Raw genomic sequence first — 23,488 nt, 5'->3', positions numbered from 1 at the left:
CCGTCCGTCCGTACACCCCCGGCATGTCCGTACGCCGTGGGTCCCGCCGGACCGGGTGATGCCGCGCCGCCGTCGCGCGTCCGCGCGCGGCCTCCGTCCGATCACCTCTTCATCACAACACCGTGGAGTGTTCCGTGTTCTCACCGTTCTCCGCGCCCTCCGGGTCTGCGGCCAAGAACCTCACGCGCCTCTCCGTCGTCGGCGGTATCGCGGCGACCGCTCTTCTGCTGCTGGCAGGGCCCGCCTCCGCGCATGTCAGCGTCCAGCCGCAGGGCGAGGCCGCCAAGGGCGGCTATGCCACGATCAACTTCAAGGTCCCGAACGAGCGGGACGACGCCTCCACCGTCAAGGTCGAGGTGAACTTCCCCACCGATCACCCGCTGGCGTCGGTGTCGCCGCAGGCGGTGCCCGGCTGGAAGATCGATGTCACCAAGAGCAAGCTGGCCAAGCCGCTGGAGATGCACGGCAATACGATCACCGAGGCTGTGTCCAAGGTCACCTGGACCGCGGCCGGCAGCAAGATCGCACCGGGGTATTTCCAGCAGTTCCCCCTCTCCGTCGGGCAGCTTCCCGAGGACGCCGACCAGTTGGTGTTCAAGGCGATCCAGACGTACGACAACAAGGAAGTCGTGCGCTGGATCGAAGAGCCCAAGGAAGGCGCGGCGGAGCCCGAGAACCCCGCGCCCGTCCTGAAGCTCAGCGCGGCCGGGGACGACGAGCACGGCGGGGCGGCCGACAAGCACGCCGCCGAGCCGGCCGCCGCCCAGGTCGGCGCGAAGGCCGCGGACACCGCGACCGGGACGGCCTCTGCGGACAGCAGTGACACCACCGCCCGGGTCCTGGGCATCGTCGGAATCGTCGTCGGCGTCGCCGGGGTGGCCTACGGGGTCCTGGCCGGCCGGCGCCGTACCACCGCCTGACCCGCTGCCATCGGCGCTGCCGGCCGCGGCACTTGACGCACCGGGCACGCGCCACGCTCCACGTATCCGAGGCACCCGGGGCACGTGAGGCCGGAACTTCCCGGCCCCGCGTGCCCGGTGCCCGTACTCCACAACCGGGAACTCTCTCCATGCGTAAGACCATGCGTAAGAAAACCCTGACCTCCGCCGCCGCTCTCGCGGTGACGGCGGTCCTCGCCCTGACCGCCTGCGGCAGCGGCGACGATCCCGCGAAACCGCTCGCCGAGGTGTCCGTCCAGGAGACGGCCAAGGCGGCGACGGTGCTCGACCAGCCCTTCAAGAAGCCGGACCTCGTCCTCACGGACACCAAGGGGCAGAGCTACGACTTCCGCGAGCGGACCAAGGGCAAGCCGACGCTGATCTACTTCGGCTACACCAACTGCCCGGACGTCTGCCCGCTGACGATGAGCAACATCGCCATCGCCAGAAAGTCGCTCCCCAAGGCCGACCAGGACAAGCTCCAGGTCGTCTTCGTCACCACCGACCCCGAACGCGACACCTCGGCGGAACTCGCCAAGTGGCTGCCCAGCGCCGGCGATCCCTCCTTCATCGGGCTCACCGGCGACTTCGCCACCATCCAGGCGGGCGCCCGCCAGATCGGGATCGGGATCGACCCGGCGACGAAGGAGAAGGACGGCAGCGTCGTCTCCATGCACGGCGCGCAGGTCATCGCCTTCTCGCCGAAGACCGACGCCGGCTATGTCCTCTACGGCGAGGACACCACCGCTGACGACTACGCCAAGGATCTGCCGAAGATCATCAGGGGGAGACGCCGTGAACCGCCGCGCTCCGCTCGCACTCGCCGTCGGCCTCGCCGCCGCGCTGGCGCTGGCCGGCTGTTCCTCCGGCTCGTCCGCGTCCGCCTCCGGATCCGCCTCCAACTCCGCTTCCGCGCAGGGGGCTCGTCCGAGCGGCCCCAACTGTCCGTCAGCGGCGCCTATATGCCCGAGCCCGTCAGTGATCTCGCTGCCGGTTTCGTCGTCATCACCAACAAGGGCGGCACCCCCGACAAGCTCACGTCCGTCACCGGGGACATCTCCGACGACATCACCATCCACAAGACCGAGAACCAGAAAATGATGGAGGTGACGTCCTTCGACATCCCGGCCGGCGGAAAGCTGGATCTCGAACGCGGCGGCAGTCACATCATGTTCATGGATCTCAAGCACCGCCCCCGGCAGGGGGAGAAGGTCCGTATCGAGCTGCACTTCGAGAAGACCGACCCCGTCACGGTCGAGCTTCCCGTGAAGGAGACCACGTACAACCCGGCCCAGCAGTGAGGGACTGAGACGCCATGACAGCCACCGCTCCGCGCTTCGGACACGCTCCCCTGATGCGACTGCTGCTCGTCACCACGGTGCTGTTCGGCACCGTCTTCACCGTGCTCTCCGGCACGGCGTCGGCGCATGCGGCACTGACGGGGAGCAGCCCCGAGGACGGGGCGGTGGTCGCGACCGCTCCCAAGGACATCAGCCTCACTTTCTCCGAACAGGTCGCCATGGGCGACAACTCGATCCGCGTACTCGATCCGGACAGCAAACGCGCCGACGCGGGAAAGATCCGCGATCTGAGCGCCGGGGGCACGGTCCGCTACGGCATCGGCCTGCGCCCCGGACTGCCCGACGGCACCTACACCGTCGCCTGGCAGGCCGTGTCCGCCGACAGCCATCCCATCTCGGGCGCCTTCACGTTCTCCATCGGAGCGCCCTCCAAGACCACCGCCACCGTGCCCACCGAGGAGGTGGGCGGCGGACTCGTCGGCACCCTGTACGGCGCGGCGCGCTATGTCTCGTATGCCGGGTTCATCCTTCTCGTCGGCGGCGCCGCCTTCGTACTCGCCTGCTGGCAGCGCGGTGCGTCCGTACGACCACTGCAACGGCTGGTCGTACAGGGCTGGCTCGCCCTGACCGCCGCCACACTCGTCCTGCTGCTCCTGCGCAACCCGTACACCGGCTCGGGCAAGCTGGGCGACGCCTTCGATCTCGACGGTCTCCAGGACGTCCTCGCCACCAAGACCGGAGCGGCACTCGTCTCCCGGCTGCTGCTCCTCGGCGCGGCGGCGCTCTTTGTCGCCGTCCTCTTCGGCGCGTACGCCAAGAAGGTGGCGGCGGACGAGAGCGGGCGGCCGGACGGCGAGCAGCCGGGCAGCGGGCAGCCGGACAGCGAACGGTCCGAGGAGTCGGAGCAGGCGGAGCAGTCCGAGCCGTCCGAACAGGACGGACGACGGGAGAGCGAGGAGCGCAAGGAGAGGAAGGACCTCACCTTCGGGCTCAGCCTGGGCGGTACGGTCGTGGCCGCCGGGATCGCCGGCACCTGGGCGCTCGCCGAGCACGCCTCGACCGGGATCCAGCCCGGTGTGGCGATGCCGGTGGACGTCCTGCATCTGCTGGCGGTGGCGGTCTGGCTGGGCGGCCTCACCGCGCTGCTCGTCGCTCTCTACCAGGCGCCTTCGATGGAGAGCGCGGCGGTACGGCGCTTCTCGCGCATCGCCTTCGTCAGTGTCGTGGTGCTCGCCGCGACCGGGCTCTACCAGTCCTGGCGTCAGGTCGGATCGTGGTCGGCGCTCTGGGAAACGACATACGGGCAGCTCCTGCTGGTCAAGGTCGGACTGGTCGCTGTACTGGTCGGAATCGCCTGGTTCTCACGGCGGTGGACGGGACGGCTGGGAGAGCCGGCCGAAACGGGCGAAGCAGGCGAGGAAGGCGAAGTAGGCAAGGGAGCGGCGGCTGGAGGGACGGAGACCGAGGCCGGCGGCGAGGCGAAGGTGAAGGCAGAGGTGGAGGCTGGGGCCGGCAGTGAGGCGGGGGCGGAAGCGGAGGCCGGGACACGCTCCAGATCCGAGACCGCCACCGCCACGGCTGTGGTCGATGACAGTCGGAGAGCTACCCAGCTCGCCCGCCAGAAAGCCGCACTGGCGACCGCACGCCAAAAGCGCATCCGGGACGCCGATCCCGCGCGGACCGGACTGCGCCGTACCGTACTGGCCGAGGCCGGTGTCGCCGTGGTGCTGCTCGCCGTCACGACCGTACTGACCTCCACCGAGCCGGGCCGTACCGCCGAGCAGGAGGCCGCCCGGACCGGCGGCACCGTGGCCCAGGCCCCCGCGGAACAGGGTCCCATCAGCGTCAGCATGCCCTTCGACACCGGCGGCCCGAAGGGCAAGGGAACGATTCGGCTGACCCTGGATCCCGGCCGTTCCGGCGGCAATGTCATGCACATCTATGTCGACGGGACCGACGGACAGCCCCTGGACGCACCCGAGGTGAAGGCCGCTTTCACACTCGACGCCGAACGGATCGGACCGCTTCCGATCGTTCCCGACCGTTTCGCACCCGGACACTGGAGCGCGGACGGCGTACAGATCCCGATGCCCGGCGACTGGCGGCTCCAGGTGACCGTACGGACCTCCGACATCGACCAGACGACCGTCGACAAGAACGTGAAGATCGGCTGACCCATCGTGAGCGAGACCCGACAGGACCACAACGACCGGACCGGCCGGAACGGCGGGCAGGGGATGCACGGCGGGCAGGGCCCGCACGGCTCCCCGAAATCCCCGGCCGCCCCTGCTTCCCCGAAATCCCCGGCTTCCCCTGCTTCCCCGGACACTGCCAACACCTCGGACAGCCCGGCCGCCGCCGGTATCTCCCGGCGGCGGCTGCTCGGCACCGCGGGCGCCGCCGGAGCCACCGGGCTGGCGCTCGGCGCGGCGGCCGGAGCGGGTACGTACGCGGCAAGCCGCCCCGAGCCGGCGACGGCGCTGACCGCCCTCGGTTCGGCAACCGTCCCCTTCCATGGCGCGCACCAGCCCGGAATCACCACACCGCTCCACGCCCGCGGGCATCTGATCGCCTTCGATCTCGCCCCCGGAGCCGGCCGCAAGGAGGCAGCCGCGCTGCTCCGCCGCTGGTCGGAGTCGGCGCGGGCGATGATGGCGGGCGAACCGGCGGCGAGCGGTGACACCGGAATCGCACTGGACGCCGGGCCTTCCTCCCTTACGGTGACCTTCGGCTTCGGCCGTACCTTCTTCGACCGTACGGGCCTGACCGGTCAGCGCCCCGCTGCTCTGGACCCGCTGCCCGCCTTCTCCTCCGACCATCTCGACGCGGGGCGGAGCGAGGGCGATATCTGGGTCCAGATCGGCTCCGACGACGCGCTGGTCGCCTTTCATGCCCTCCGTACGCTCCAGAAGGACGCGGGCGCGGCGGCGCGGGTGCGCTGGCAGATGAACGGGTTCAACCGTTCGCCCGGCGCAACCCCGCACCCGATGACCAGCCGCAATCTGATGGGCCAGGTCGACGGGACGGGCAATCCGAAGCCGTCGGAGCCGGACTTCGACCGGCGGATCTTCGTCCCGGCGGCGCCGCCGTCCGGCACTCCGGCCTGGATGGCGGGCGGCTCGTACGCGGTCGTACGGCGCATCCGGATGCTCCTCGACGACTGGGAGAAGCTCCCGCTCGCCAAGCAGGAGCAGGTCATCGGCCGCCGCAAGTCCGACGGCGCGCCGCTCACGGGCGGTACGGAGACGACCGAGCCGGATCTCGACCGGCTCGGAGCCGACGGCAAGCCGGTCATACCGGCGAACGCGCATGCCCGGATCTCCACACCGGAGGCGAACGGCGGGGCCGCGATGCTGCGCCGCCCGTTCTCGTTCCATGACGGAATCGGGGCCGACGGGACTCCTGACGCCGGACTGCTCTTCGTCTGCTGGCAGGCGGATCCGCTCAAGGGGTTCGTACCGGTGCAGCGCAAGCTCGACCGGGGGGACGCGCTGTCGGCGTTCATCCGCCACGAGGCGAGCGGGCTGTTCGCGGTGCCGGGGGGCGCGGAGCAGGGGGAGTACGTGGGGCAGCGGCTGCTGGAGTCCTGAGGGCCGCGGGTCGGGGGCTCGGGGGCGGGCCGGCGGTCGGCGGCGGGTCGGCGCTCGCGGCATGAGATCCGCCGGGCCATTAGGGTGACCGTATGTCGGCCACGCGCTACACGTATCTCGGCCCCGAAGGCACGTTCACGGAGGCAGCCCTCCGTACGCTCCCGGAAGCCGCGACCCGCGAACTCGTCCCCATGGTGTCCGTACCGGCGGCGCTCGACGCCGTACGGAACGGCGATGCGGCGGCGGCGCTCGTACCGATCGAGAACTCGGTGGAGGGCGGTGTCACCGCGACCCTTGACGAGCTGGCCTCCGGCGAGCCGCTGATGATCTACCGCGAGGTGCTGCTGCCCATCACGTTCGCCCTGCTCGTACGGCCCGGGACCAAGCTCTCCGACGTGAAGACGGTGACCGGTCATCCGGTCGCGCAGCCGCAGGTGCGCAACTGGCTGCGGAACCAGCTCCCGGACGCGCTGTGGGAGTCGGCGGCGTCGAACGCGGACGGCGCGCGGCTGGTGCAGGAGGGACGGTTCGACGGGGCCTTCGCGGGTGAGTTCGCGGCGGCGACGTACGGTCTCGAACCCCTGGTGACCGAGATCCATGACGCGCAGAACGCGGAGACGCGCTTCGTGCTGGTGGGCCGGCCCGCGCGCCCGGCGGCGCCGACGGGCGCGGACAAGACCTCGGTGGTCATCTGGATGGGCGACGACCACCCCGGCGCACTGCTCGAACTGCTCCAGGAGTTCGCCGTGCGCGGGGTCAACCTGATGCTGATCCAGTCGCGGCCGACCGGCGCCGGGATCGGCAACTACTGCTTCGCGGTGGACGCCGAGGGCCATATCTCGGAGCGGCGGGTGGGCGAGGCGCTGATGGGGCTGAAGCGGATCTGTCCCAAGGTGCGCTTCCTCGGCTCGTACCCGCGGGCGGGGGTGTCGGCGGACGATGTGTCGACACTGCGGCGGGGGACCTCGGACACGGAGTTCATCGAGGCGGCCGAGTGGCTGGCGCGAAGCCAGGACGGCCGCGCCTGAGGGCTGGGCTTCTGAGCCTCTGTGCTTGTGAGCCTGTGGATGAAGGGCAAAGTTATCCACAGGCACGCTTCTCGACCTGGGGACAAGTCGACAACACGGGCCGGTCGAGTCGACAAATCTCTGCGGTCACCCACCTCCATCCACAGGGCGCCGAGCCGCCCAACGTCAGCCCGATTCCAGCGATCAACTCGTTGGAGCGAGCAATTCCCACCCGAATGAGTGTGTGAAGTGGGTTTACGAGGGAAATCTCCGGCCCGCCCCCAGCTCGCGCGACCCGTTCTTTTCCGCAATCCACAGGCCCCTCGCGCAGCCTGTGGATAACTCGCGCGACCGGCGCGCCTCTGTGGACAACGCTCTGTGGAGTTCGACTCAAGTCCCCTTCTCCACAAGGGAAGTGAGTCAAGCAGACCGCCACCTTATGCCTCGTTGCGGCGAATTGGATCCCCTTTATTGACGAACGACGAATGACTGGCGGGAGATTTTCCGGCAGATTTCTCAATCGCGACAATTCAGACAGAGAGGTGTGCCTGTTGATATCGAGTGGGTCGGTGTCGGCGGGCACCGGTAGCCTGGGGGGTGATTGACCTTCGCCTGCTCCGTGAGGACCCCGACCGTGTCCGCGCCTCCCAGCGCGCCCGTGGAGAGGATGTCGCCCTGGTCGACGCCCTGCTCTCCGCCGATGAGCGGCGCAGGTCGTCCGGCCTCCGCTTCGACGAGCTGCGCTCCGAGCAGAAGTCGCTCGGCAAGCTGATCCCCAAGGCGTCCGCCGAGGAGAAGGCCGAGCTGCTCAAGAAGGCGGAGCAGCTCAAGGCCGATGTCAGGGCCGCCGACGCCGAGCAGCACGACGCGGACGAGGAGGCCAGGCGGCTGCTCCTCCAGCTCGGCAATATCGTCCACCCCGATGTCCCGGTCGGCGGCGAGGAGGACTTCGCCGTCCTGGAGACGCACGGCACGATCCGCGACTTCGCGGCGGAGGGCTTCGAGCCCAAGGACCATCTGGAGCTGGGCGAGGCGCTGGGCGCCATCGATGTGGAGCGCGGCGCCAAGGTGTCCGGCTCGCGGTTCTACTATCTGACGGGCGTCGGCGCGCTCCTGGAGCTGGCTCTCGTCAACGCGGCGATCGCCCAGGCCACCGAGGCCGGGTTCATCCCCATGCTGACTCCGGCGCTGGTCCGCCCGCGCGCCATGGAGGGTACGGGCTTCCTCGGCCAGGCCTCGGAGAACGTGTACCACCTGGAGAAGGACGACTTCTACCTGGTCGGTACGTCGGAGGTACCGCTCGCCGCGTACCACATGGACGAGATCATCGAGGCCGACAAGCTGCCCCTGCGGTACGCGGGCTTCTCGCCGTGCTTCCGCCGCGAGGCCGGTACGTACGGCAAGGACACCCGGGGCATCTTCCGGGTCCACCAGTTCGACAAGGTCGAGATGTTCTCGTACGTCGATCCGGAGGACGCCCAGTCCGAGCACCAGCGGCTGCTGGACTGGGAGAAGCAGTGGCTGACCGGTCTCGGGCTGCCCTTCCAGGTGATCGATGTGGCGACCGGCGATCTGGGGGCCTCGGCGTCGCGGAAGTTCGACTGCGAGGCATGGATCCCGACGCAGGGGAAGTACCGCGAGCTGACCTCGGCGTCGAACTGCGACGGCTTCCAGGCGCGCCGGCTCTCCGTCCGGATGCGGGACGGCAAGCAGATCAAGCCCCTGTCGACGCTGAACGGCACGCTCTGCGCGGTGCCGCGCACGATCGTGGCGATCCTGGAGAACCACCAGCGGGCCGACGGTTCGGTGGTGGTGCCCGAGGTGCTGCGGCCCTATCTGGGCGGGCGTGAGCTGCTGGAGCCGGTCACCAAGTGAATACCGGCTCCGACCCGGCGTCGTCGCCGACGCCCTCGTCGTCCGCGCGGTCCTCTGTGGCCGGGTCCTCAGCGGTCCCGGCCACGGGTTCGTCCGCGGCATCGTTCCCGTACCGGCTGGTGGCGACCGATCTCGACGGCACGCTGCTGCGTGAGGACTTCACGGTCTCCGGGCGTACGCGCGAGGCGCTCGCCGCGGTCACGGCGGCGGGAGCCGCGCACATCATCGTCACGGGACGTGGCGTGCCCTGGACACGGCACATACTGGACGATCTGGGATACGAAGGCCTCGCGGTGTGCGGCCAGGGCGCGCAGGTCTATCACGCCGGTGAGCGCAGGCTGCTGACGTCGGTGACGCTGGACCGCCAACTGGCCAGGCTGGCGCTCGCCAAGACCGAGGCGGAGACCGGGCCGCTGGCGCTCGCGGCGAGCCGGGACGGTCTCGACGGCGAGGTGGTGATCGGCCCTGGTTACCAGGTGCTGGACCGTGAACTTCCGGCGCTGTTCGTCGACGACCTGACGGAGCTGTGGGCGGAGCCGCTCAACAAGGTGTACATCCAGCACCCCGAGCTGGACGACGACGCGCTGGCGCAGGCAGCGCGGGCGACGGTCGGCGGCCTGGTGGATGTGGTGATGGCCGGGGCCGGGGTTGTGGAAATCCTGCCGCTGGGCCTGAACAAGGCGACCGGGCTGTCGCTGGCCGCGCGCCGGCTCGGTGTCACGGCGGCGGACACAATCGCGTTCGGCGACATGCCCAATGACATCCCGATGTTCGCCTGGGCGGGGCACGGGGTGGCGATGGCGAACGCGCATGAGGAACTGAAGGCCGTGGCCGACGAGATCACGGCGTCGAACGAGGATGACGGCATCGCGGTGGTGCTGGAGAAGCTGCTGCTGGGGTAGTTACGGCCCCCGGTCGGGGGTAGTCAGGGCCGCTGACTTCGGCCGCTGGCCGCGGGTGCTGCTCGGGGCGTGCGAGTCGCAGCCGTACCGCCGATGGTCCGCCACTCGCTCAGTCCTCCGGGAAGGGGCGGCCCGCGCGGATGCGCGCTCGAAGCGGCCGCCCCCGGGCAGCGCCCCGGCGGCCGCGCGGAGCAGTGATGGCTACTCCGGCGCCTGCGCGGTGCTGCCCTGCTGGGAACTCGGCGGACACGGAATCCCGGTCGTCGCCGTGCTCCGCTCCCGGTCCTGAGGTGTGCCTTGACAGAACTACTGTGCCCGGGGCGGCGACGTCCCGCCACCGAATATCGGCGCCATGGCCCACGCCCGCCCGCAGGGTTACCACAGACGGACGCGGGCGCATGGGCTACGAGCTGGATCAGCGGCGCTTACGGCTCCGGCGCAGATCCCTCAGTTGATGGACGACATCGTCCACCCGGGCATCGACCCGGTTGATGTCCTCGGACATCTGGCACAGCCGGTTGCTGATGGCTCCGACGACCTGATTGGTCGCATCGAGCCGCCGGTCCAGACTGTCGAGCCGGTACGACATCCGGCTCAGAACCGGCCCCAGCTCCTGAAGCGCCACACCGACCCCGCCGAGGCACGCCTCGACATCGGTCACCCGCCGGTCGAGGTTCGTGTAACCCGTGCGGAGTTCGTCCTCGGCGTCGAGGAGATACGTACGGACGCACCGCGCGATGTCGCTGTCGCGAAGAAGCATCGCGATGTTGAGCACAGCACGGCGGGTGTAGAGCGTGAGCTGGGTGGCTGCCTGTGGATAACTTTTGGCCGCCTCGGCGCCCCATAGTGACACCATGTCACTATGATAAAGCCGCAGGTCAGCGCCTCGCAGTACACGCATCCCATTTTCGACGAGTTCCGCCCGATGCCGGGCTGTGAGTTGCCTGACGGCATCTGTGGATACTTCGAAGTACCGGGCCACGTCCTCTGTGCGAACGTGAATTCCGTCGGGGAGCATGACAAGAGCCTTGATCTTGTCGAGAGCGTCTACGCGTCCGAGATGCTCGACACGCAGTGTGTGCGATTCGAGCAGGGCACCTTCAGGTGGCATGGACATGCCTTCCACGTGAAACCGATTGATGGTCGGCCCTCTCCCCGGGCTTCAGGGGCGGAGGTCGGCTCACGGTGGCTACTCACTCAATGACCGGCATACGCGGCTCTCGGCCCCGCGCCGGCAATCCCCAGCTTCACAAACGCTCGACGTCACAGACTCCAGTTGCCTCCACGCGTACTGGACAACGAAGCGATAAACGTACAGTTACGCGGCAACCCCCGCCCACCGGGCGGGGGTTGCCGTGCGGAACGCACGCGTCTACTCCTCGCCCGCGAGCTTCAGCGTCCTGAGCTTCTGGCCCGCGTACCAGGTCGCCGCTACCGAGACCCCCGCCAGTAGGCCCACTGCCAGCGGCAGGCCGACGTCCGAGGTGATCGTGCCCTCGCCGCCTATCTTCTGGGCGAGCGCCAGCGACCACTGCTGGACGCTGAGCGTCCGCGCGCCCGCCACCAGGCTGCCGAAGAGCGTCTCCCAGACCAGCGCGTAGACGAGTCCGATGACCACCGCGTGGCGGCTGACCGTACCCAGCAGCAGGAAGAGCGCGCTGTACGCGATCGAGGCGACCAGCGCCGCGACCGTGTAAGCGACGGCGATCTGCTGGCCGTTGCCGTTGAGGATGTACCCGGCTATGAATGTGGGGATCGCGGAGAAGGCCATGGTCACGGCTATGGCCACGATCAGCTTGGTGAAGATGATCGACGACCGCTTCACCGGCTTGGAGAGCAGATAGACGATCGAGCCGTCGTCGATCTCGGGTCCGATCGCGCCGGTCCCCGCGATGACACCGATCAGCGGCACCATCGTGGCGAGTGCGAAACCGCCCAGCACATCCACCGCGACCTGGTCGTCGGCGCCGTTGAGCACGCGGACGGCGACCGCGATGACGATCAGCAGCGCGGGCAGCAGGAAAAGAAGCGCGGCCCGGCGCCTGCCGAGCAGGGCCCGGTAGGTGAGCCGGGCGACTGTGGGGTTGTACATGACGTCACAGCTCCTTTCAGGCCGCTACGAGGTACGAGAAGACCGACTCGAGGGACTCGTCCGAGGGCGAGACCGTGAGCAGCCGGATGGAGTGTTCGCGGGCGACCCGCGGCAGCAGCTCGGTGAACCGGCCGAAGTCGACCGCCTGGATGCGCAGCGCGCCCTCGGCGAGGTCCACCTCGATACCGGCCGTCGACGGGTCGGCGATCAGCGCGGCGGCGAGCGCGCGGTCGTCGCTGGACCGTACGAGATAGCGGTGCGGCCGGTCGGTCATCAGCCGGCGGATCTTGCGGAAGTCCCCGGAGGCGGCATGGCGCCCGGCCACGATCACCTCGATGTGCGAGGCGAGCTGCTCGACCTCCTCCAAAATATGGGAGGAGAAGAGAACCGTGCGGCCCGTGGCGCCCATACGCCGCAGCAGATCCATGAGCTGCATGCGCTGACGCGGGTCCATACCGTTGAACGGCTCGTCCAGAAGCAGCACAGACGGGTCGTGGACCAGCGCGGACGCCATCTTCACGCGCTGGCGCATGCCCTTGCTGTACGTCGCGATCTTGCGGTCCTGCGCGTACTCCATCTCGACCGTGGCGAGAGCCGCACGCGCCTCCTTCCTCCCCAGCCCGTGCAGTTCGGCGTTGGCGACGACGAACTCCAGGCCGGTCAGGAAGTCGTACATCGCCTCCCGCTCCGGCACGATGCCGATCTGCCGGTAGACCGATTCGTTGCGCCAGATCGGCTGGCCGTCGAGGGTGACGCTGCCCGTGGAGGGGGCGAGGAAGCCGGCCATCATATTGATCAGGGTCGACTTGCCCGCGCCGTTGGGGCCGAGGAGTCCGGTGACACCGGGGGCGATGGTCATCGTGACGTCGTTGACGGCCACCACATTGCCGAACCAGCGCGAGGTGTGCTCGATATTGATGGTGGTCACAGCCCGACCTTCCGGTAACGGCGCATCAGGACGGCGTACGAGCCGGCTACGAGCGCGAGGACGACCAGCAGATAGACCACGCCCACGCCGGCCGAGGGACCTGCCTCGCCCGGGAAGGCGGAGGTCGCGCCCAGGAAGGCGGTCTGCACACCGTCGATGAGCGTGACCGGCGAGAAGAGGCCGAGCCACTTGACGGCTCCGACGGCGTCCGAGCTCCACGCGATCGCCTGGAGGGTGGAGACAGCGCCGTACGAAATGGTCAGGGTGGCTATCACGGCGGCGACGCCGAAGCCGCGCCGCGGTGTGAGAGCGGCCATCACCAGGCCGAGCCCGCCGAAGAGCAGGGAGAGCAGCGCCACCGACACCAGCCCCTGGCCGAATCCCTTGGTCTGGTCGGCGAAGTCCATCTTGGCCAGCAGTGAGCCCGCGTAGAGGATGACGAGCGGCGCCCCGGTCAGTACGAAGAGCGCGGAGGCCATCGCTCCGTACTTCGCGAGTACGTAGTCGACGCGCTCGATCGGGCGGGAGAAGTAGAGCGGCACGGTCTTGAAGCGCAGGTCGCGGGAGACGGACTGCGGGGCCTGGGAGGCCAGATAGAGACCGATGACGGCCTGGGTGAAGATCGCGTAGCGCGTGTAGTCGAGCGGCAGTTCCTTGAGATTGGTCGCGATGGCGACCGCGACGATGATGGCCGCGGGCAGGCACATCACCGCGAAGAGGATCATCGGCAGGACCTTGGACTTGGCCGAGCGGCCGAGTCCGTACGCACCGCGCAGGGACTGCGAGTAGAGGGAGCGGCGCGCGTAGGCGCGGCCGAGGCGCGCTCCGTCGTAGGTGCGGTATCCGATGTTGTGGATCCGGGTGGTCGCGGCTCCGGATCCCGTACCGGCATCGGTGCCGGTCGTGGTCTCAGCGCTCATCGTGGACGCCTCCCTTCACCAGTGCGTGGTCCGTTCCGTCTGCGGCCCGGCCGTCCGGGGCCTGTTGCGGTGTGCCCTGCGGGTGTTCGGTCCGCTGGGGGCGGAACACCTCCGCTATGTGGTGGCGCCGCTGTTCCATCCGTACGAGTCCGAGGCCGAGCGCGGCGACGGTGTCGCGGACGACGTCGTACGTCTCCTCGCCCTTGGCCTCGATCAGCAGGATGTGGCCCGCGCCGGGAAGCCCCTCTTCCATGCCCGCGTGGAGGGTCAGCCCGGCCGTGGTGAGGGCCTCGCGCAGCGTCTCGGTGCCGTCGGGGTGCGCGTCCGTGTCCGTGACCTCGACCGCGAGGGTCGTGGTGATCTGCGTGAAGTCGCTGGTGGAGCTGGAGCGCAGCAGTGTCCCGCCGTCGATGACGACGACATGGTCACAGGTCCGTTCGAGCTCGCCCAGGAGGTGCGAGGTGACCAGGACGGAGATGCCGAAGTCCGTGTATACGCGGCGGATCAGGCCGAGCATCTCGTCACGGCCGACCGGGTCGAGGCCGTTGGTCGGCTCGTCCAGGAGGACGAGCTGGGGGTCGTGGACCAGCGCCTGTGCGAGCTTGACGCGCTGCTTCATACCGGTCGAGTAACCACCGATGGGGCGGTAACGCTCCTCGTAGAGGCCGACATGGCGCAGCGTGTCCGCGGTGCGCTCGCGCGCCGCGGTCGGGGGGAGTCCGGACATGCGCGCCATATGAACGACGAACTCGGTGGCCGAGACGTCCGGCGGCAGGCAGTCGTGCTCGGGCATGTATCCCACACGCTCACGGATGGCACCGCCGCTGGTGGCGACATCGAGCCCGAGCACCGTGGCCCGGCCTTCCGTGGCGGGGGAAAGACCCAGCAGGATCTTGATCATGGTGGACTTGCCAGCTCCATTGGCACCCACCAGACCGGTCACACCCGGTCCGATGTCCAGAGAGAGCCGGTCAAGCGCGGTTACCCGTGGGAACCGCTTACTCAGGCCTTCTGTCGCGATCACATTCACGGCTCCGACGGTAGTGGCGAAGGTAACAGGGGTCGTCAGCCTTGGCGGCTGTATCCCTGTCCCCCTCAGGGCGTACGGACCCGTAAGGGGGCCGCTGAGGAACTGGGAGAAACCGTAGTCCATCGGCCGATTCGCCGACCGAGTTGTCCACAGGGGCGAGCGGGCCGGTTATCCACAGGTACAGCCCGGCCCTTGACGCTGGCACCTGGCATTGTCACATTCGTCACTGCCACATCGATTTGCGTGACACGACGAACACGCACAGCACATGGAACCGATGGGAGACGATGCCGTGACGGACCAACGGACCGCGGAGCTGCGGGGGTTCAGGGAGGTCCAGCGCTTGGCGTACGAATGCGCGGAGACCGTCGCCGCGCGGCTCACGCCGGGGGTGACCGAGCGCGAGGCGGCGCGGATGCAGCGTGCGTGGCTGCGCGCCCGCGGCGTGCGCGACTGGTTCCACCTGCCCTTCGCCTGGTTCGGGGACCGTACGGCGTTCGTCGGCTTCCGGATACCGCTGCAGTTCTTTCCCACCGGGCGCCGGCTGGAGACCGGGATGCCGTTCATCCTGGACCTCGCGCCCGTCCATCGCGGCTTCACGGCGGATGTCGGCTACTCGGGCTGTCTCGGTCCGAACCCCCTGCACAACAAACTGATCGCCGACCTCCGGGCGCACCGCGAGCTGATCCTGCGCGAGGTGCGTGAGCGGCGGACGTTGCGGGAGATCTACGAGGACGTGGACCGCCTCATGGTCCGACAGGGCTACGCCAACAGGCACCGGGCCTATCCGTTCGGTGTCATCGCCCACAAGATCGACCGGGTGAAGGAACGTCGCTGGTCACCGCATGTGTTCGGGTTCGGCACCCAGTCGCTCAAGGGGCTCGCGAGCGACGCGCTGCGCGGCCACCGCGACGGGTGGTCGCCGCTGTGGAGCCCGTACCGGTTCTCGGATCACCCGCCGGCACAGGGGCTGTGGGCGGTCGAACCGCACCTCGGGTTCCGGGGTACGGGCGCGAAGTTCGAGGAGATCCTGGTCGTCACCGACTCCCGGGATCCGGAACAGAGCGCGTTCTGGCTGGATGACGATCTGCCGCATGTGCGGCGCTGGACGGAGGCGGCCGTATGAGTACGGACAGGGGCGCGGGCGCAGTCCCGGGTGCGGGCTCCTCGGGCGGCAGCGGCAGTACGGTCCCGGGGCTGGAGGGGGCACGGGAGCGCCGGGTGCTGACCGGCGGAGTCGAGCTGTGTGTCGCCGAGCTGGGCGATCCCGGGCGGCCGACCGTGGTGCTCGTGCACGGCTATCCGGACAGCAAGGAAGTCTGGTCGGAGGTCGCGGCAAGGCTGGCGAAGCGCTTCCATGTGGTGCTGTACGACGTGCGGGGGCACGGCGGGTCGACGGCGCCGGACCCGCTGCGCGGCGGCTTCACACTGGAGAAGCTGACCGATGACTTCCTGGCGGTCGCCGACGCGGTGAGTCCGGACAGGCCGGTGCATCTCGTCGGCCACGACTGGGGTTCCGTACAGGCATGGGAGTTTGCGACCGTCGCGCGGACCGAGGGCCGGATCGCCTCCTTCACCTCGATGTCCGGGCCGTCGCTGGACCATATGGGGCACTGGATCAAACGGCGCGCGGCACACCCCACTCCGCGTCGGGTCGGCCAGCTCCTGGGCCAGGGCGCCAAGTCCTGGTACATCTACGTGCTGCATACGCCCGTGCTGCCCGAGCTGGCCTGGTACGGCCCTCTCGGCAGGCAGTGGCCCAAGATCCTCCGCCGGGCCGAAAGGCTTTCCGGCACGGCGTATCCGACCGCCTCCCTGCCCCAGGACGCGGCTCACGGCGCATGGCTCTACCGGGACAACGTCCGCGCCCGGCTGCGCCGTCCCCGTACCGACGCCCATGCGCACGTACCTGTCCAGCTCATCACCCCGACCGACGACGCCTTCCTGTCGGAGCGGCTCTACGACGACCTGGAGCAGTGGGCGCCGGGCCTGGTACGGCACACGCTGCCCGCCAAGCACTGGGTACCCCGCACCAGGCCCGACCAACTGGTTTCCTGGATCGGCGACTTCGTCACAGCCCACGAGAGTGGCGGCCCTCCGGAACGGACTGCTGAGTCGAGTACGGTTACGGCGCCGACGGGACCGTACGCGCAGCGCTTCGGCGGACAGCTCGTCCTGGTCACGGGCGCGGCCAGCGGCATCGGCCGGGCCACCGCCTTCGCGTTCGCCGAGGCGGGCGCGCGCATCGTGGCGGTCGACCTGGACGGGGAAGGTGCCGCCAGGACCGCGGAACTGGCCCGTCTGACCGGAGCACCCAAGGCCTGGGCCGAGACGGTCGATGTCGGTGACGGCAAGGCGATGGAGAAGCTCGCCGAGAAGGTCGCCACGGAGTACGGCATCGTCGATGTCCTGGTCAACAACGCGGGCATAGGGCTGTCCGGCCCCTTCCTCGACACCACCACCGAGGACTGGAAGAAGGTCCTGGACGTCAATCTGTGGGGTGTCATCCATGGCTGCCGCGTCTTCGGCAGGCAGATGGCCGAGCGCGGACAGGGCGGCCATATCGTCAACACCGCGTCCGCGGCCGCCTACCAGCCCTCGAAGGCGCTGCCCGCGTACAGCACGTCCAAGGCGGCGGTTCTGATGCTCAGCGAATGCCTCCGGGCGGAACTTGCCGGCAAAGGCATCGGGGTCTCGGCGATCTGCCCCGGTTTCGTCAACACCAACATCACGTCCACCGCGCGTTTCACCGGTGTCTCCGCGGCTGAACAGGAGCGGCGCAGAAAGAAGACCTCCCGGCTGTACGGGCTGCGCAACTACCCGCCGGAGAAGGTCGCCGACGCCGTACTGCGCGCCGTGGTGCGCAACCAGGCCGTCATACCGGTCACTCCGGAGGCCCGCGGTGCGCGGTTCCTGTCCCGCTTCGCCCCCGGGGCGCTGCGCGCGATCGCGCGAGTGGAGCCGCCGCTGTGAACACCGACAAACAGGCGGGGGACGGGGAGCGGTATGCCATCGTGCCGCGCCGGGTCTCGTTCGACTGGCACGGGACTCCTCTCCACTGGATACCGGACGAGCCCACGGCCACCCATGTCATCAATGTGCTGCACCTGCTGCTGCCGGCCGGCGAGCGGTGGTTCGTCAAGGTCTTAAAGGAGGGCCTGCCGCTGGTCACCGACCCTGAACTGCTCAAGGACGTCAAGGGGTTCATGGGGCAGGAGGCCACGCACAGCGTCCAGCACTCCCATGTACTGGACCATCTGGCCGAGCAGCGGCTGAACACCGACGCCTACATCCGCCGCGTCGACTATCTCTTCGAGAAGCTCCTCGGCGAGAAGCCGCCCTGGGGGATACCCTTCCCGGCCGGGAGATGGCTGCTCTACCGGCTGGCGTTCGTCGCGGCGATCGAGCAGTTCACGGCCGTCCTCGGTGACTGGGTGCTGCGTGCGGAGGCGCTGGACCGGTCGGGATCCGACGAGGTCATGCTCGATCTGCTGCGCTGGCACGGCGCGGAGGAGGTCGAACACCGCGCCGTGGCCTTCGACATGTACGAGCACTGCGGCGGCCCGGACGCACTGCGCTACGCGCGCCGGGTCGGCACGATGTGTGTCACCGTGCCCGTACTGCTGTGGCTCTGGGCCTCGGGCGCCGCCTATCTCATCCGGCACGACCCTCAGCTCGCGGGCCGGCTGCGCTATTCGCTTCGGGAGCACAACAAGGCGATGGGCAAAGGGCTGTTGCCGACCTGGCGCGAGCTGGGCGCGGCGATACCCCGCTACTTCCGCCGGTCGTACCACCCCTCGCGGGAAGGCTCGCTGCGCAGAGCAGTCGACTACCTCGCGGCCTCGCCCGCCGCCCGGGCCGCGGCGGACACGGTGAGCCGCGCGACGCCGGAACGGGGGGAGTGAGCGCGTCGGGTCCGTCCTTGTCGTGGGCCGAGTACCGGATCGAGGGGCTGGCGTATGCGAGCGGGGCCGCCGTACGTACGATCCGGGCCATACAGAGGTTGGTTGGGCCTGAGAACGTCGCGGCCTTCATCACGGCGGCGGCCGAACGGGAGCTTCAGGCAGGGGCCTTGGACGCCCTCGCCTCAATCAACAGACAAGGCAGCCGTATTGATCAAATAGGTTAAAAGCCGCGGACCTTGTCCACAGGATCGGCAAATCCCCCTGTGGATAACTGAGTTGGCTGTGGATCAAACCTGTGAACACCACGAATTTCAAATGAGTGGCGGCCTGGTGACCCTACCGGCCACGCTGTTCGGATGAACGCAACACCCGATGAACGACGCACCGTGAAGGTGTCAAAGTACCTCTCCAAACATCTGCGCCACCAGCCCGAGCGGATCGGTATCACCCTCGACGCGAACGGCTGGGTGGCGGTCGACGAACTGATCAGCGCCGCGACCGCGCATGGCTTCCGGATCAGCCGCGCCGAACTCGACCATGTGGTCGCGGTCAATGACAAGCGGCGCTTCACGGTGGACGGCGACCGCATCCGCGCCAACCAGGGCCACACCGTCGCGGTCGACCTGGACCTGCCTCCGGCGGAGCCGCCCGCGTACCTCTACCACGGGACCGTCGCCCGCCATCTCGACGCGATCCGGGCCGAAGGGCTGCGCCCCATGGCCCGTCACCATGTGCATCTCTCGCCGGACCGCGAAACGGCGACCCGGGTCGGCGCGCGTCGCGGCCGGCCGATCGTGCTCTCGGTGGACGCGGGAGCGATGCACCGGGGCGGGCTGGTCTTCCATGTCAGCGCCAATGGGGTCTGGCTCACGGACTCCGTACCACCGCGGTACCTGCGCTTCCCCGCCTGACCCTGCCCGCCGACCACCCCACGGTCACCAACGGACGCCCACGACACAGCCCGGACCCGCGCCCCGGCCCAAGCTTTCGGCTCCCGACTCCCGGCTCCCAGCCCCATCCGAAGCCCGTCGGCTCCGACCCCCGCCCCAGCCCCGCCCCCAGTCCCGCCGGTTACGAGCGGAGCTGCGTCGGCGCCTCGGTCGCGATCCGCTCGAAGACCCGCTGGTCAGCGGCGAAGACCGAGTCCGGAATGGGCGCATGCACCACGATCTCGTCGATCCCCAGCTCCCTGTACCGGCCCGCGAAGTCCACGAACGCGTCGAGAGACCGCATCGGCGCGTCCCGGTCCGGGGTGAAGCCGGTGAGCAAGATCTTCTCGGGCACCTCGCGCCCGATCTCCGCGCAGACCTTGGCGAGCCGCTCGATCTGCCCGTGAATGGCCTCCCGGGACTGCTCGGGCGTACCGGTTTCGAACAGCTTGGGATCGCCCGTCGTCACCCAGGCCTGGCCGTACTCCGCGGCGAGCCGCAGCCCGCGCGGCCCGGTGGCCGCGACCGCGAAGGGCAGCCTGGGCCGCTGCACACACCCCGGGATGCCGCGGGCCTCGACCGCGGAGTAGAAGCTGCCCTCGTACGTCACGGAGTCCTCGGTCAGCAGCCGGTCCAGCAGCGGCACGAACTCGGCAAACCGGTCCGCCCGCTCCCGGGGCGTCCACGCCTCCTGCCCCAGCACCGTGGCGTCGAAGCCCGTACCGCCCGCGCCGATCCCCAGAGTGATCCGCCCGCCCGAGACATCGTCCAGCGTGAGCAGGTCCTTGGCGAGCGTGACGGGATGCCGGAAGTTCGGTGAGGTGACGAGTGTCCCGAGCCGTAGTCGGTCGGTGACCGCGGCTGCCGCCGTCAGCGTGGGCACTGCCCCGAACCACGGGCCGTCGCGGAAGGTACGCCAGGACAGGTGGTCGTACGTGTACGCGGCATGGAAACCGAGCCGCTCGGCGCGCAGCCACTCGTCGCGGCCACCGTCGTGCCAGCGGCGGACGGGAAGGATCACAGTACTGAGGCGCATGCCCCGACCCTACGTCCCGCCGACCGACCGCCCGCGCGCCCGTCGACCCGTACGCCAATCCCCCGTATGCCACTCGATCCGTACGCCAATCGCCCCCACGCCCGTCGACCTCGCGCCAGCCGACCATACGCGTGTCGCCGCCGCCCCAGCCCCAGCCCCCGCGGAAGCCCCGCCCCGGCCCCGAATCGCCCGCTTGCCCGCACGCACACGTGCACGCGTGCACACCGTCCGACTGACCCCGTCTCAGATGGGCGCCCCTCCGCACGCCCGTGCGCATCCGTACGGGAGAATGGCGCCGTGACCTCGCCCACGGACGACTCCCCAGCCGCCCCGGAAACCCCAGCCACCGCGGAAGCCCCAAAGGCCCCGGAGACACCGGCCTCGCCCGGTTCCCCGCTCCCCGCCCGGCCTCGGCTGATCGCCACCGATCTCGACGGCACCCTGCTCCGCGACGACAAGTCCGTGTCGGACCGTACGATCGCCGCGCTCAAGAACGCCGAGGAAGCGGGCGTCGAGGTCTTCTTCGTCACCGGGCGCCCGGCCCGCTGGATGGATGTCGTCAGCGAGCATGTGCACGGTCATGGCCTGGCGATCTGCGCGAACGGCGCGGCCGTGGTCGATCTGCACGCCGGCGGCGAGCTGCTGAAGGTCCGGGACCTGGACCGCGAGACCGGGCTGTATGTCGTCCAGGCCCTGCGCGACGCCGCCCCCGGAACGGCCTTCGCCGTCGAGATGGCCCACGGCATCCGCTACGAGCCGACGTACCCGCCCTTCCTTGAGGACCCGGGCGCGACCGTCGCCACCGCGGAGAGGATCTTCGACGAGGCGTACGAGGACTCCGCGGGCCCGGTCGTCAAGCTGCTCGCCCACCACCCCGCCCTGACGCCCGACGCCTTCCTCACCCTGGCCCGTACAGCGGCGGGGGACCGCGCCACGATCACCCGGTCGAGCCCCACCGCGCTGCTGGAGATCAGCGCCCTGGGCGTGAGCAAGGCCAGCACCCTCGCCCTGTGCTGTGCCGAGCGCGGCATATCGTCCGACGAGGTCGTGGCCTTCGGCGACATGCCGAACGATCTGGAGATGCTGGCCTGGGCCGGGACGTCGTACGCCATGGGCAACGCCCATCCGGATGTGCTGGCCGCCGCGTCAGGCCGTACGGTCACCAACAACGAGGACGGCGTGGCGATCGTCATCGAACAGATCCTGGCCCGGATCTAGGTCTGTCCCGGCAAGGTTTGCCCGGTCGCGGTGGCGGCACGAGCAGCCGGTCGCGGTCGCGACACGAGCAGATCCAGGCCCGGCTCCGGCGTCTCCACGCCACGCCACACCCGCCGCCGTCACAGCGGCGCCTCCCAGATCACCGTCGTACCGCGCCCGCCCCTGCCGATCCCCGGCCCGCACACGCTCGATCCGCCCAGTGACTCGGCCCGCCGCGCCAGATTGCGCAGCCCGCTGCGCCGTCCGCCGTCCGGGATGCCCACCCCGTCGTCGGCGACCGACAGCCGCACCGCCGCCCTGCCGTCGGGCAGCCGGGCCGTCGCGTCGACGACCACTTCGATACGGGTGGCGTGCGCGTGCCGGAAGGCGTTGGAGAGGGCCTCACGGAGCGCGGCGATCAGATTCTTCCCGGCCAGCTCACCGACGGCGGCGTCGACCTGCCCGAGAAACCGGTGGCTGGGCCGGAATCCCAGGGGCACCGCCGCCATATTGATCTCCCGCAGTACGCGGGTGCGCACCCCGGCCGGCGCCTCGGCCGGTCCCTGCTGGAGCGCGAAGATGGCCGTACGGATCTCCTGAATGGTCACGTCCAGCTCGTCGACGGCCCGGTCGATGCCCTGGTGCACCTCCGCGGCGACCGCTCCGCGCTGGGCGCTCGCCAGCGTCATCCCCGTCGCGAACAGCCGCTGGATGACCAGATCGTGCAGGTCACGGGCGATACGGTCGCGGTCCTCCAGAACCGCCAGCCGCTCGCGGTCGCGCTGCGCCTCGGCCGTCATCAGCGCCAGCGCGGCCTGGGCGGCGAACTGGTCGGCCATGGTCCGCTCCCGCTCCCCGAACCGGCGCGCGCCCCGCGCCCGGGGCATGGCCAGCGCGCCCAGCACCCGGCCGTCGGACCGCAGCGGCAGCAGCATCCCGGGCCCGAAATCCGCGGCCAGGGCGGGCGTCATCCGCGGATCGGTGGCGAGATCGTCCAGGAACATGGACTCACCGGCCAGCAGGGTCATGGCGACGGGGTTCGTGGCCGGTACGACGTACTTCCGCTTCACCGTCGGATGCTCGTCGGACACGGCCACGACCTCCAGCCCGCCGGCCTCCGTGCGCAGCAGCACCACTCCGATGACCGAGTCCGCCAGCCGGCGCGCCTGCTCGGCGACCACGGACAGCGCGTCGCCCGCGTCACCGCTGGTGAGCAGGGCCGTGGTGACGGCGACCGAGCCGTCGATCCAGCGTTCGCGCTGTCGGGCCGCCTCGTACAGCCGGGCGTTGCCGATGGCGTTCGCAGCATCCGTCGCGAGGACGCGCACCATGTGCAGGTCGTAGTCGCTGAACTCGCCCCCGCCGGGCTTCTCGGCCAGATAGAAATTGCCGAGTGCCTCGCCCTGGGCACGAATGGGGACTCCCAGGAACGTCCGCATCCGCGGATGGCCGGGGGAAATCCCGCGGCGCGCGGATCGGTGGTCAGATCGGCCAGCCGGATCGGTTCGGGACACCTGTTCAGCACGCCGAGCAGGCCCGTGTGTCCGTCGGGTCTGCGGCCGATCCGGCGGGCCACGTCCTCGCCCACGCCGTGGGTCACGAAGTCCGAGAGGCTCTCGCCCGCCTCGTCGAGGACCCCGATGGCGGCATAGCGGGCCCCGGCCAGCTCGGCGGCGGTCTCACAGATCCGCTTGAGCGTGGTGTGCAGCCCCCGCCCCGTGCCGACGGAGCACATCGCCTCCAGAAGCTGCGGCACACGCGCGGTGTTCTCGACGGACAGGCCCTCCAGACTGCTCGCCGCGCGAGTGACCGCGTCCAGAGGCTCCAGCGGCTCGGGC

The 23,488-nt window shown here is 69.6% G+C and carries 19 protein-coding genes and 1 pseudogene; 13 read left to right on the top strand and 7 right to left on the bottom strand.

Annotation, left to right across the window (positions count from 1 at the left end; translation table 11 throughout):
* Nucleotides 1-134: 134 nt before the first annotated feature.
* The 8 genes and pseudogenes from KQY30_RS18015 (at nucleotide 135) to KQY30_RS17985 (ending at nucleotide 9,613) form a co-directional block, all read left to right on the top strand.
* The gene (locus KQY30_RS18015) at nucleotides 135-920 is read left to right on the top strand and encodes a YcnI family protein (protein ID WP_217307714.1); all 786 of its coding nucleotides are present in this window, start codon (nucleotides 135-137) and stop codon (nucleotides 918-920) included.
* A gap of 161 nt (nucleotides 921-1,081) precedes the next feature.
* Nucleotides 1,082-1,726: pseudogene (locus tag KQY30_RS36520) on the top strand (SCO family protein); the annotation flags it as partial.
* A 174-nt stretch (nucleotides 1,727-1,900) separates the two neighbouring features.
* A complete protein-coding gene (locus tag KQY30_RS36515) occupies nucleotides 1,901-2,239 on the top strand; it encodes a copper chaperone PCu(A)C (protein WP_254407618.1) in 339 nt (112 codons plus the stop codon).
* A 14-nt stretch (nucleotides 2,240-2,253) separates the two neighbouring features.
* Nucleotides 2,254-4,413 carry a copper resistance protein CopC gene (locus tag KQY30_RS18005; protein WP_217307712.1) on the top strand — a complete coding sequence of 720 codons (2,160 nt, stop codon included), beginning with the start codon at nucleotides 2,254-2,256 and terminating at the stop codon, nucleotides 4,411-4,413.
* A 63-nt stretch (nucleotides 4,414-4,476) separates the two neighbouring features.
* A complete protein-coding gene (gene efeB / locus KQY30_RS18000) occupies nucleotides 4,477-5,829 on the top strand; it encodes an iron uptake transporter deferrochelatase/peroxidase subunit (protein WP_217311134.1) in 1,353 nt (450 codons plus the stop codon).
* A 92-nt stretch (nucleotides 5,830-5,921) separates the two neighbouring features.
* Nucleotides 5,922-6,857, top strand: a complete 936-nt coding sequence (gene pheA, locus KQY30_RS17995; RefSeq protein ID WP_217307711.1) for a prephenate dehydratase — start codon at nucleotides 5,922-5,924, stop codon at nucleotides 6,855-6,857.
* Between the two features lie 576 nt (nucleotides 6,858-7,433).
* Nucleotides 7,434-8,711 (top strand): serine--tRNA ligase, encoded by a 1,278-nt coding sequence (gene serS, locus KQY30_RS17990; RefSeq protein WP_217307710.1) that lies wholly within the window; start codon nucleotides 7,434-7,436, stop codon nucleotides 8,709-8,711.
* 56 nt (nucleotides 8,712-8,767) lie between these two features.
* Nucleotides 8,768-9,613: an HAD family hydrolase gene (locus KQY30_RS17985; RefSeq protein ID WP_217311133.1), complete on the top strand. Its 846-nt coding sequence runs from the start codon at nucleotides 8,768-8,770 to the stop codon at nucleotides 9,611-9,613.
* A gap of 415 nt (nucleotides 9,614-10,028) precedes the next feature.
* Here KQY30_RS17985 and KQY30_RS17980 read toward each other — a convergent pair whose 3' ends face one another.
* The 5 genes from KQY30_RS17980 to KQY30_RS17960 form a co-directional block, all read right to left on the bottom strand.
* On the bottom strand, nucleotides 10,029-10,724 hold the full coding sequence (locus tag KQY30_RS17980) for a hypothetical protein (RefSeq protein ID WP_217311132.1): 696 nt from the start codon (nucleotides 10,722-10,724) through the stop codon (nucleotides 10,029-10,031).
* Nucleotides 10,725-10,985: 261 nt separating this feature from the next.
* Nucleotides 10,986-11,705: an ABC transporter permease gene (locus KQY30_RS17975; RefSeq protein ID WP_217307709.1), complete on the bottom strand. Its 720-nt coding sequence runs from the start codon at nucleotides 11,703-11,705 to the stop codon at nucleotides 10,986-10,988.
* 16 nt (nucleotides 11,706-11,721) lie between these two features.
* Nucleotides 11,722-12,633: an ABC transporter ATP-binding protein gene (locus KQY30_RS17970; protein ID WP_217307708.1), complete on the bottom strand. Its 912-nt coding sequence runs from the start codon at nucleotides 12,631-12,633 to the stop codon at nucleotides 11,722-11,724.
* Nucleotides 12,630-13,553: an ABC transporter permease gene (locus KQY30_RS17965; RefSeq protein ID WP_217307707.1), complete on the bottom strand. Its 924-nt coding sequence runs from the start codon at nucleotides 13,551-13,553 to the stop codon at nucleotides 12,630-12,632. The genes KQY30_RS17970 and KQY30_RS17965 overlap by 4 nt, the downstream gene beginning before the upstream one ends.
* Nucleotides 13,543-14,577, bottom strand: coding sequence for an ABC transporter ATP-binding protein (locus tag KQY30_RS17960; protein ID WP_254407617.1), 1,035 nt, complete (start codon nucleotides 14,575-14,577; stop codon nucleotides 13,543-13,545). The genes KQY30_RS17965 and KQY30_RS17960 overlap by 11 nt, the downstream gene beginning before the upstream one ends.
* A gap of 283 nt (nucleotides 14,578-14,860) precedes the next feature.
* Here KQY30_RS17960 and KQY30_RS17955 point away from each other — a divergent pair, with 283 nt between their 5' ends.
* From KQY30_RS17955 to KQY30_RS17940, 4 genes are all read left to right on the top strand, one after another.
* On the top strand, nucleotides 14,861-15,709 hold the full coding sequence (locus tag KQY30_RS17955; protein ID WP_217311131.1) for a M24 family metallopeptidase: 849 nt from the start codon (nucleotides 14,861-14,863) through the stop codon (nucleotides 15,707-15,709).
* Entirely contained in the window at nucleotides 15,706-17,556 is a 1,851-nt protein-coding gene (locus KQY30_RS17950) for an SDR family oxidoreductase (RefSeq protein WP_217307706.1), read from the top strand. Before KQY30_RS17955 ends, KQY30_RS17950 begins: the two co-directional genes overlap by 4 nt.
* The gene (locus KQY30_RS17945) at nucleotides 17,553-18,488 is read left to right on the top strand and encodes a metal-dependent hydrolase (protein WP_217307705.1); all 936 of its coding nucleotides are present in this window, start codon (nucleotides 17,553-17,555) and stop codon (nucleotides 18,486-18,488) included. Before KQY30_RS17950 ends, KQY30_RS17945 begins: the two co-directional genes overlap by 4 nt.
* Before the next feature lie 356 nt (nucleotides 18,489-18,844).
* On the top strand, nucleotides 18,845-19,399 hold the full coding sequence (locus tag KQY30_RS17940) for an RNA 2'-phosphotransferase (protein WP_217307704.1): 555 nt from the start codon (nucleotides 18,845-18,847) through the stop codon (nucleotides 19,397-19,399).
* 160 nt (nucleotides 19,400-19,559) lie between these two features.
* Here KQY30_RS17940 and KQY30_RS17935 read toward each other — a convergent pair whose 3' ends face one another.
* Nucleotides 19,560-20,453, bottom strand: a complete 894-nt coding sequence (locus tag KQY30_RS17935; protein ID WP_217307703.1) for an LLM class flavin-dependent oxidoreductase — start codon at nucleotides 20,451-20,453, stop codon at nucleotides 19,560-19,562.
* A gap of 414 nt (nucleotides 20,454-20,867) precedes the next feature.
* Between KQY30_RS17935 and KQY30_RS17930 the strand changes: the two genes are divergently transcribed.
* Entirely contained in the window at nucleotides 20,868-21,671 is an 804-nt protein-coding gene (locus KQY30_RS17930; RefSeq protein ID WP_254407616.1) for a Cof-type HAD-IIB family hydrolase, read from the top strand.
* Nucleotides 21,672-21,790: 119 nt separating this feature from the next.
* Here KQY30_RS17930 and KQY30_RS17925 read toward each other — a convergent pair whose 3' ends face one another.
* Nucleotides 21,791-23,164, bottom strand: coding sequence for a GAF domain-containing sensor histidine kinase (locus tag KQY30_RS17925; RefSeq protein WP_254407193.1), 1,374 nt, complete (start codon nucleotides 23,162-23,164; stop codon nucleotides 21,791-21,793).
* Nucleotides 23,165-23,488: the final 324 nt, after the last annotated feature.

The sequence above is a fragment of the Streptomyces sp. GMY02 genome, from assembly GCF_019056675.1.
GTDB classification, from domain to species: domain Bacteria; phylum Actinomycetota; class Actinomycetes; order Streptomycetales; family Streptomycetaceae; genus Streptomyces; species Streptomyces odonnellii.
This window is presented reverse-complemented; position numbering and strand designations above follow the sequence as displayed.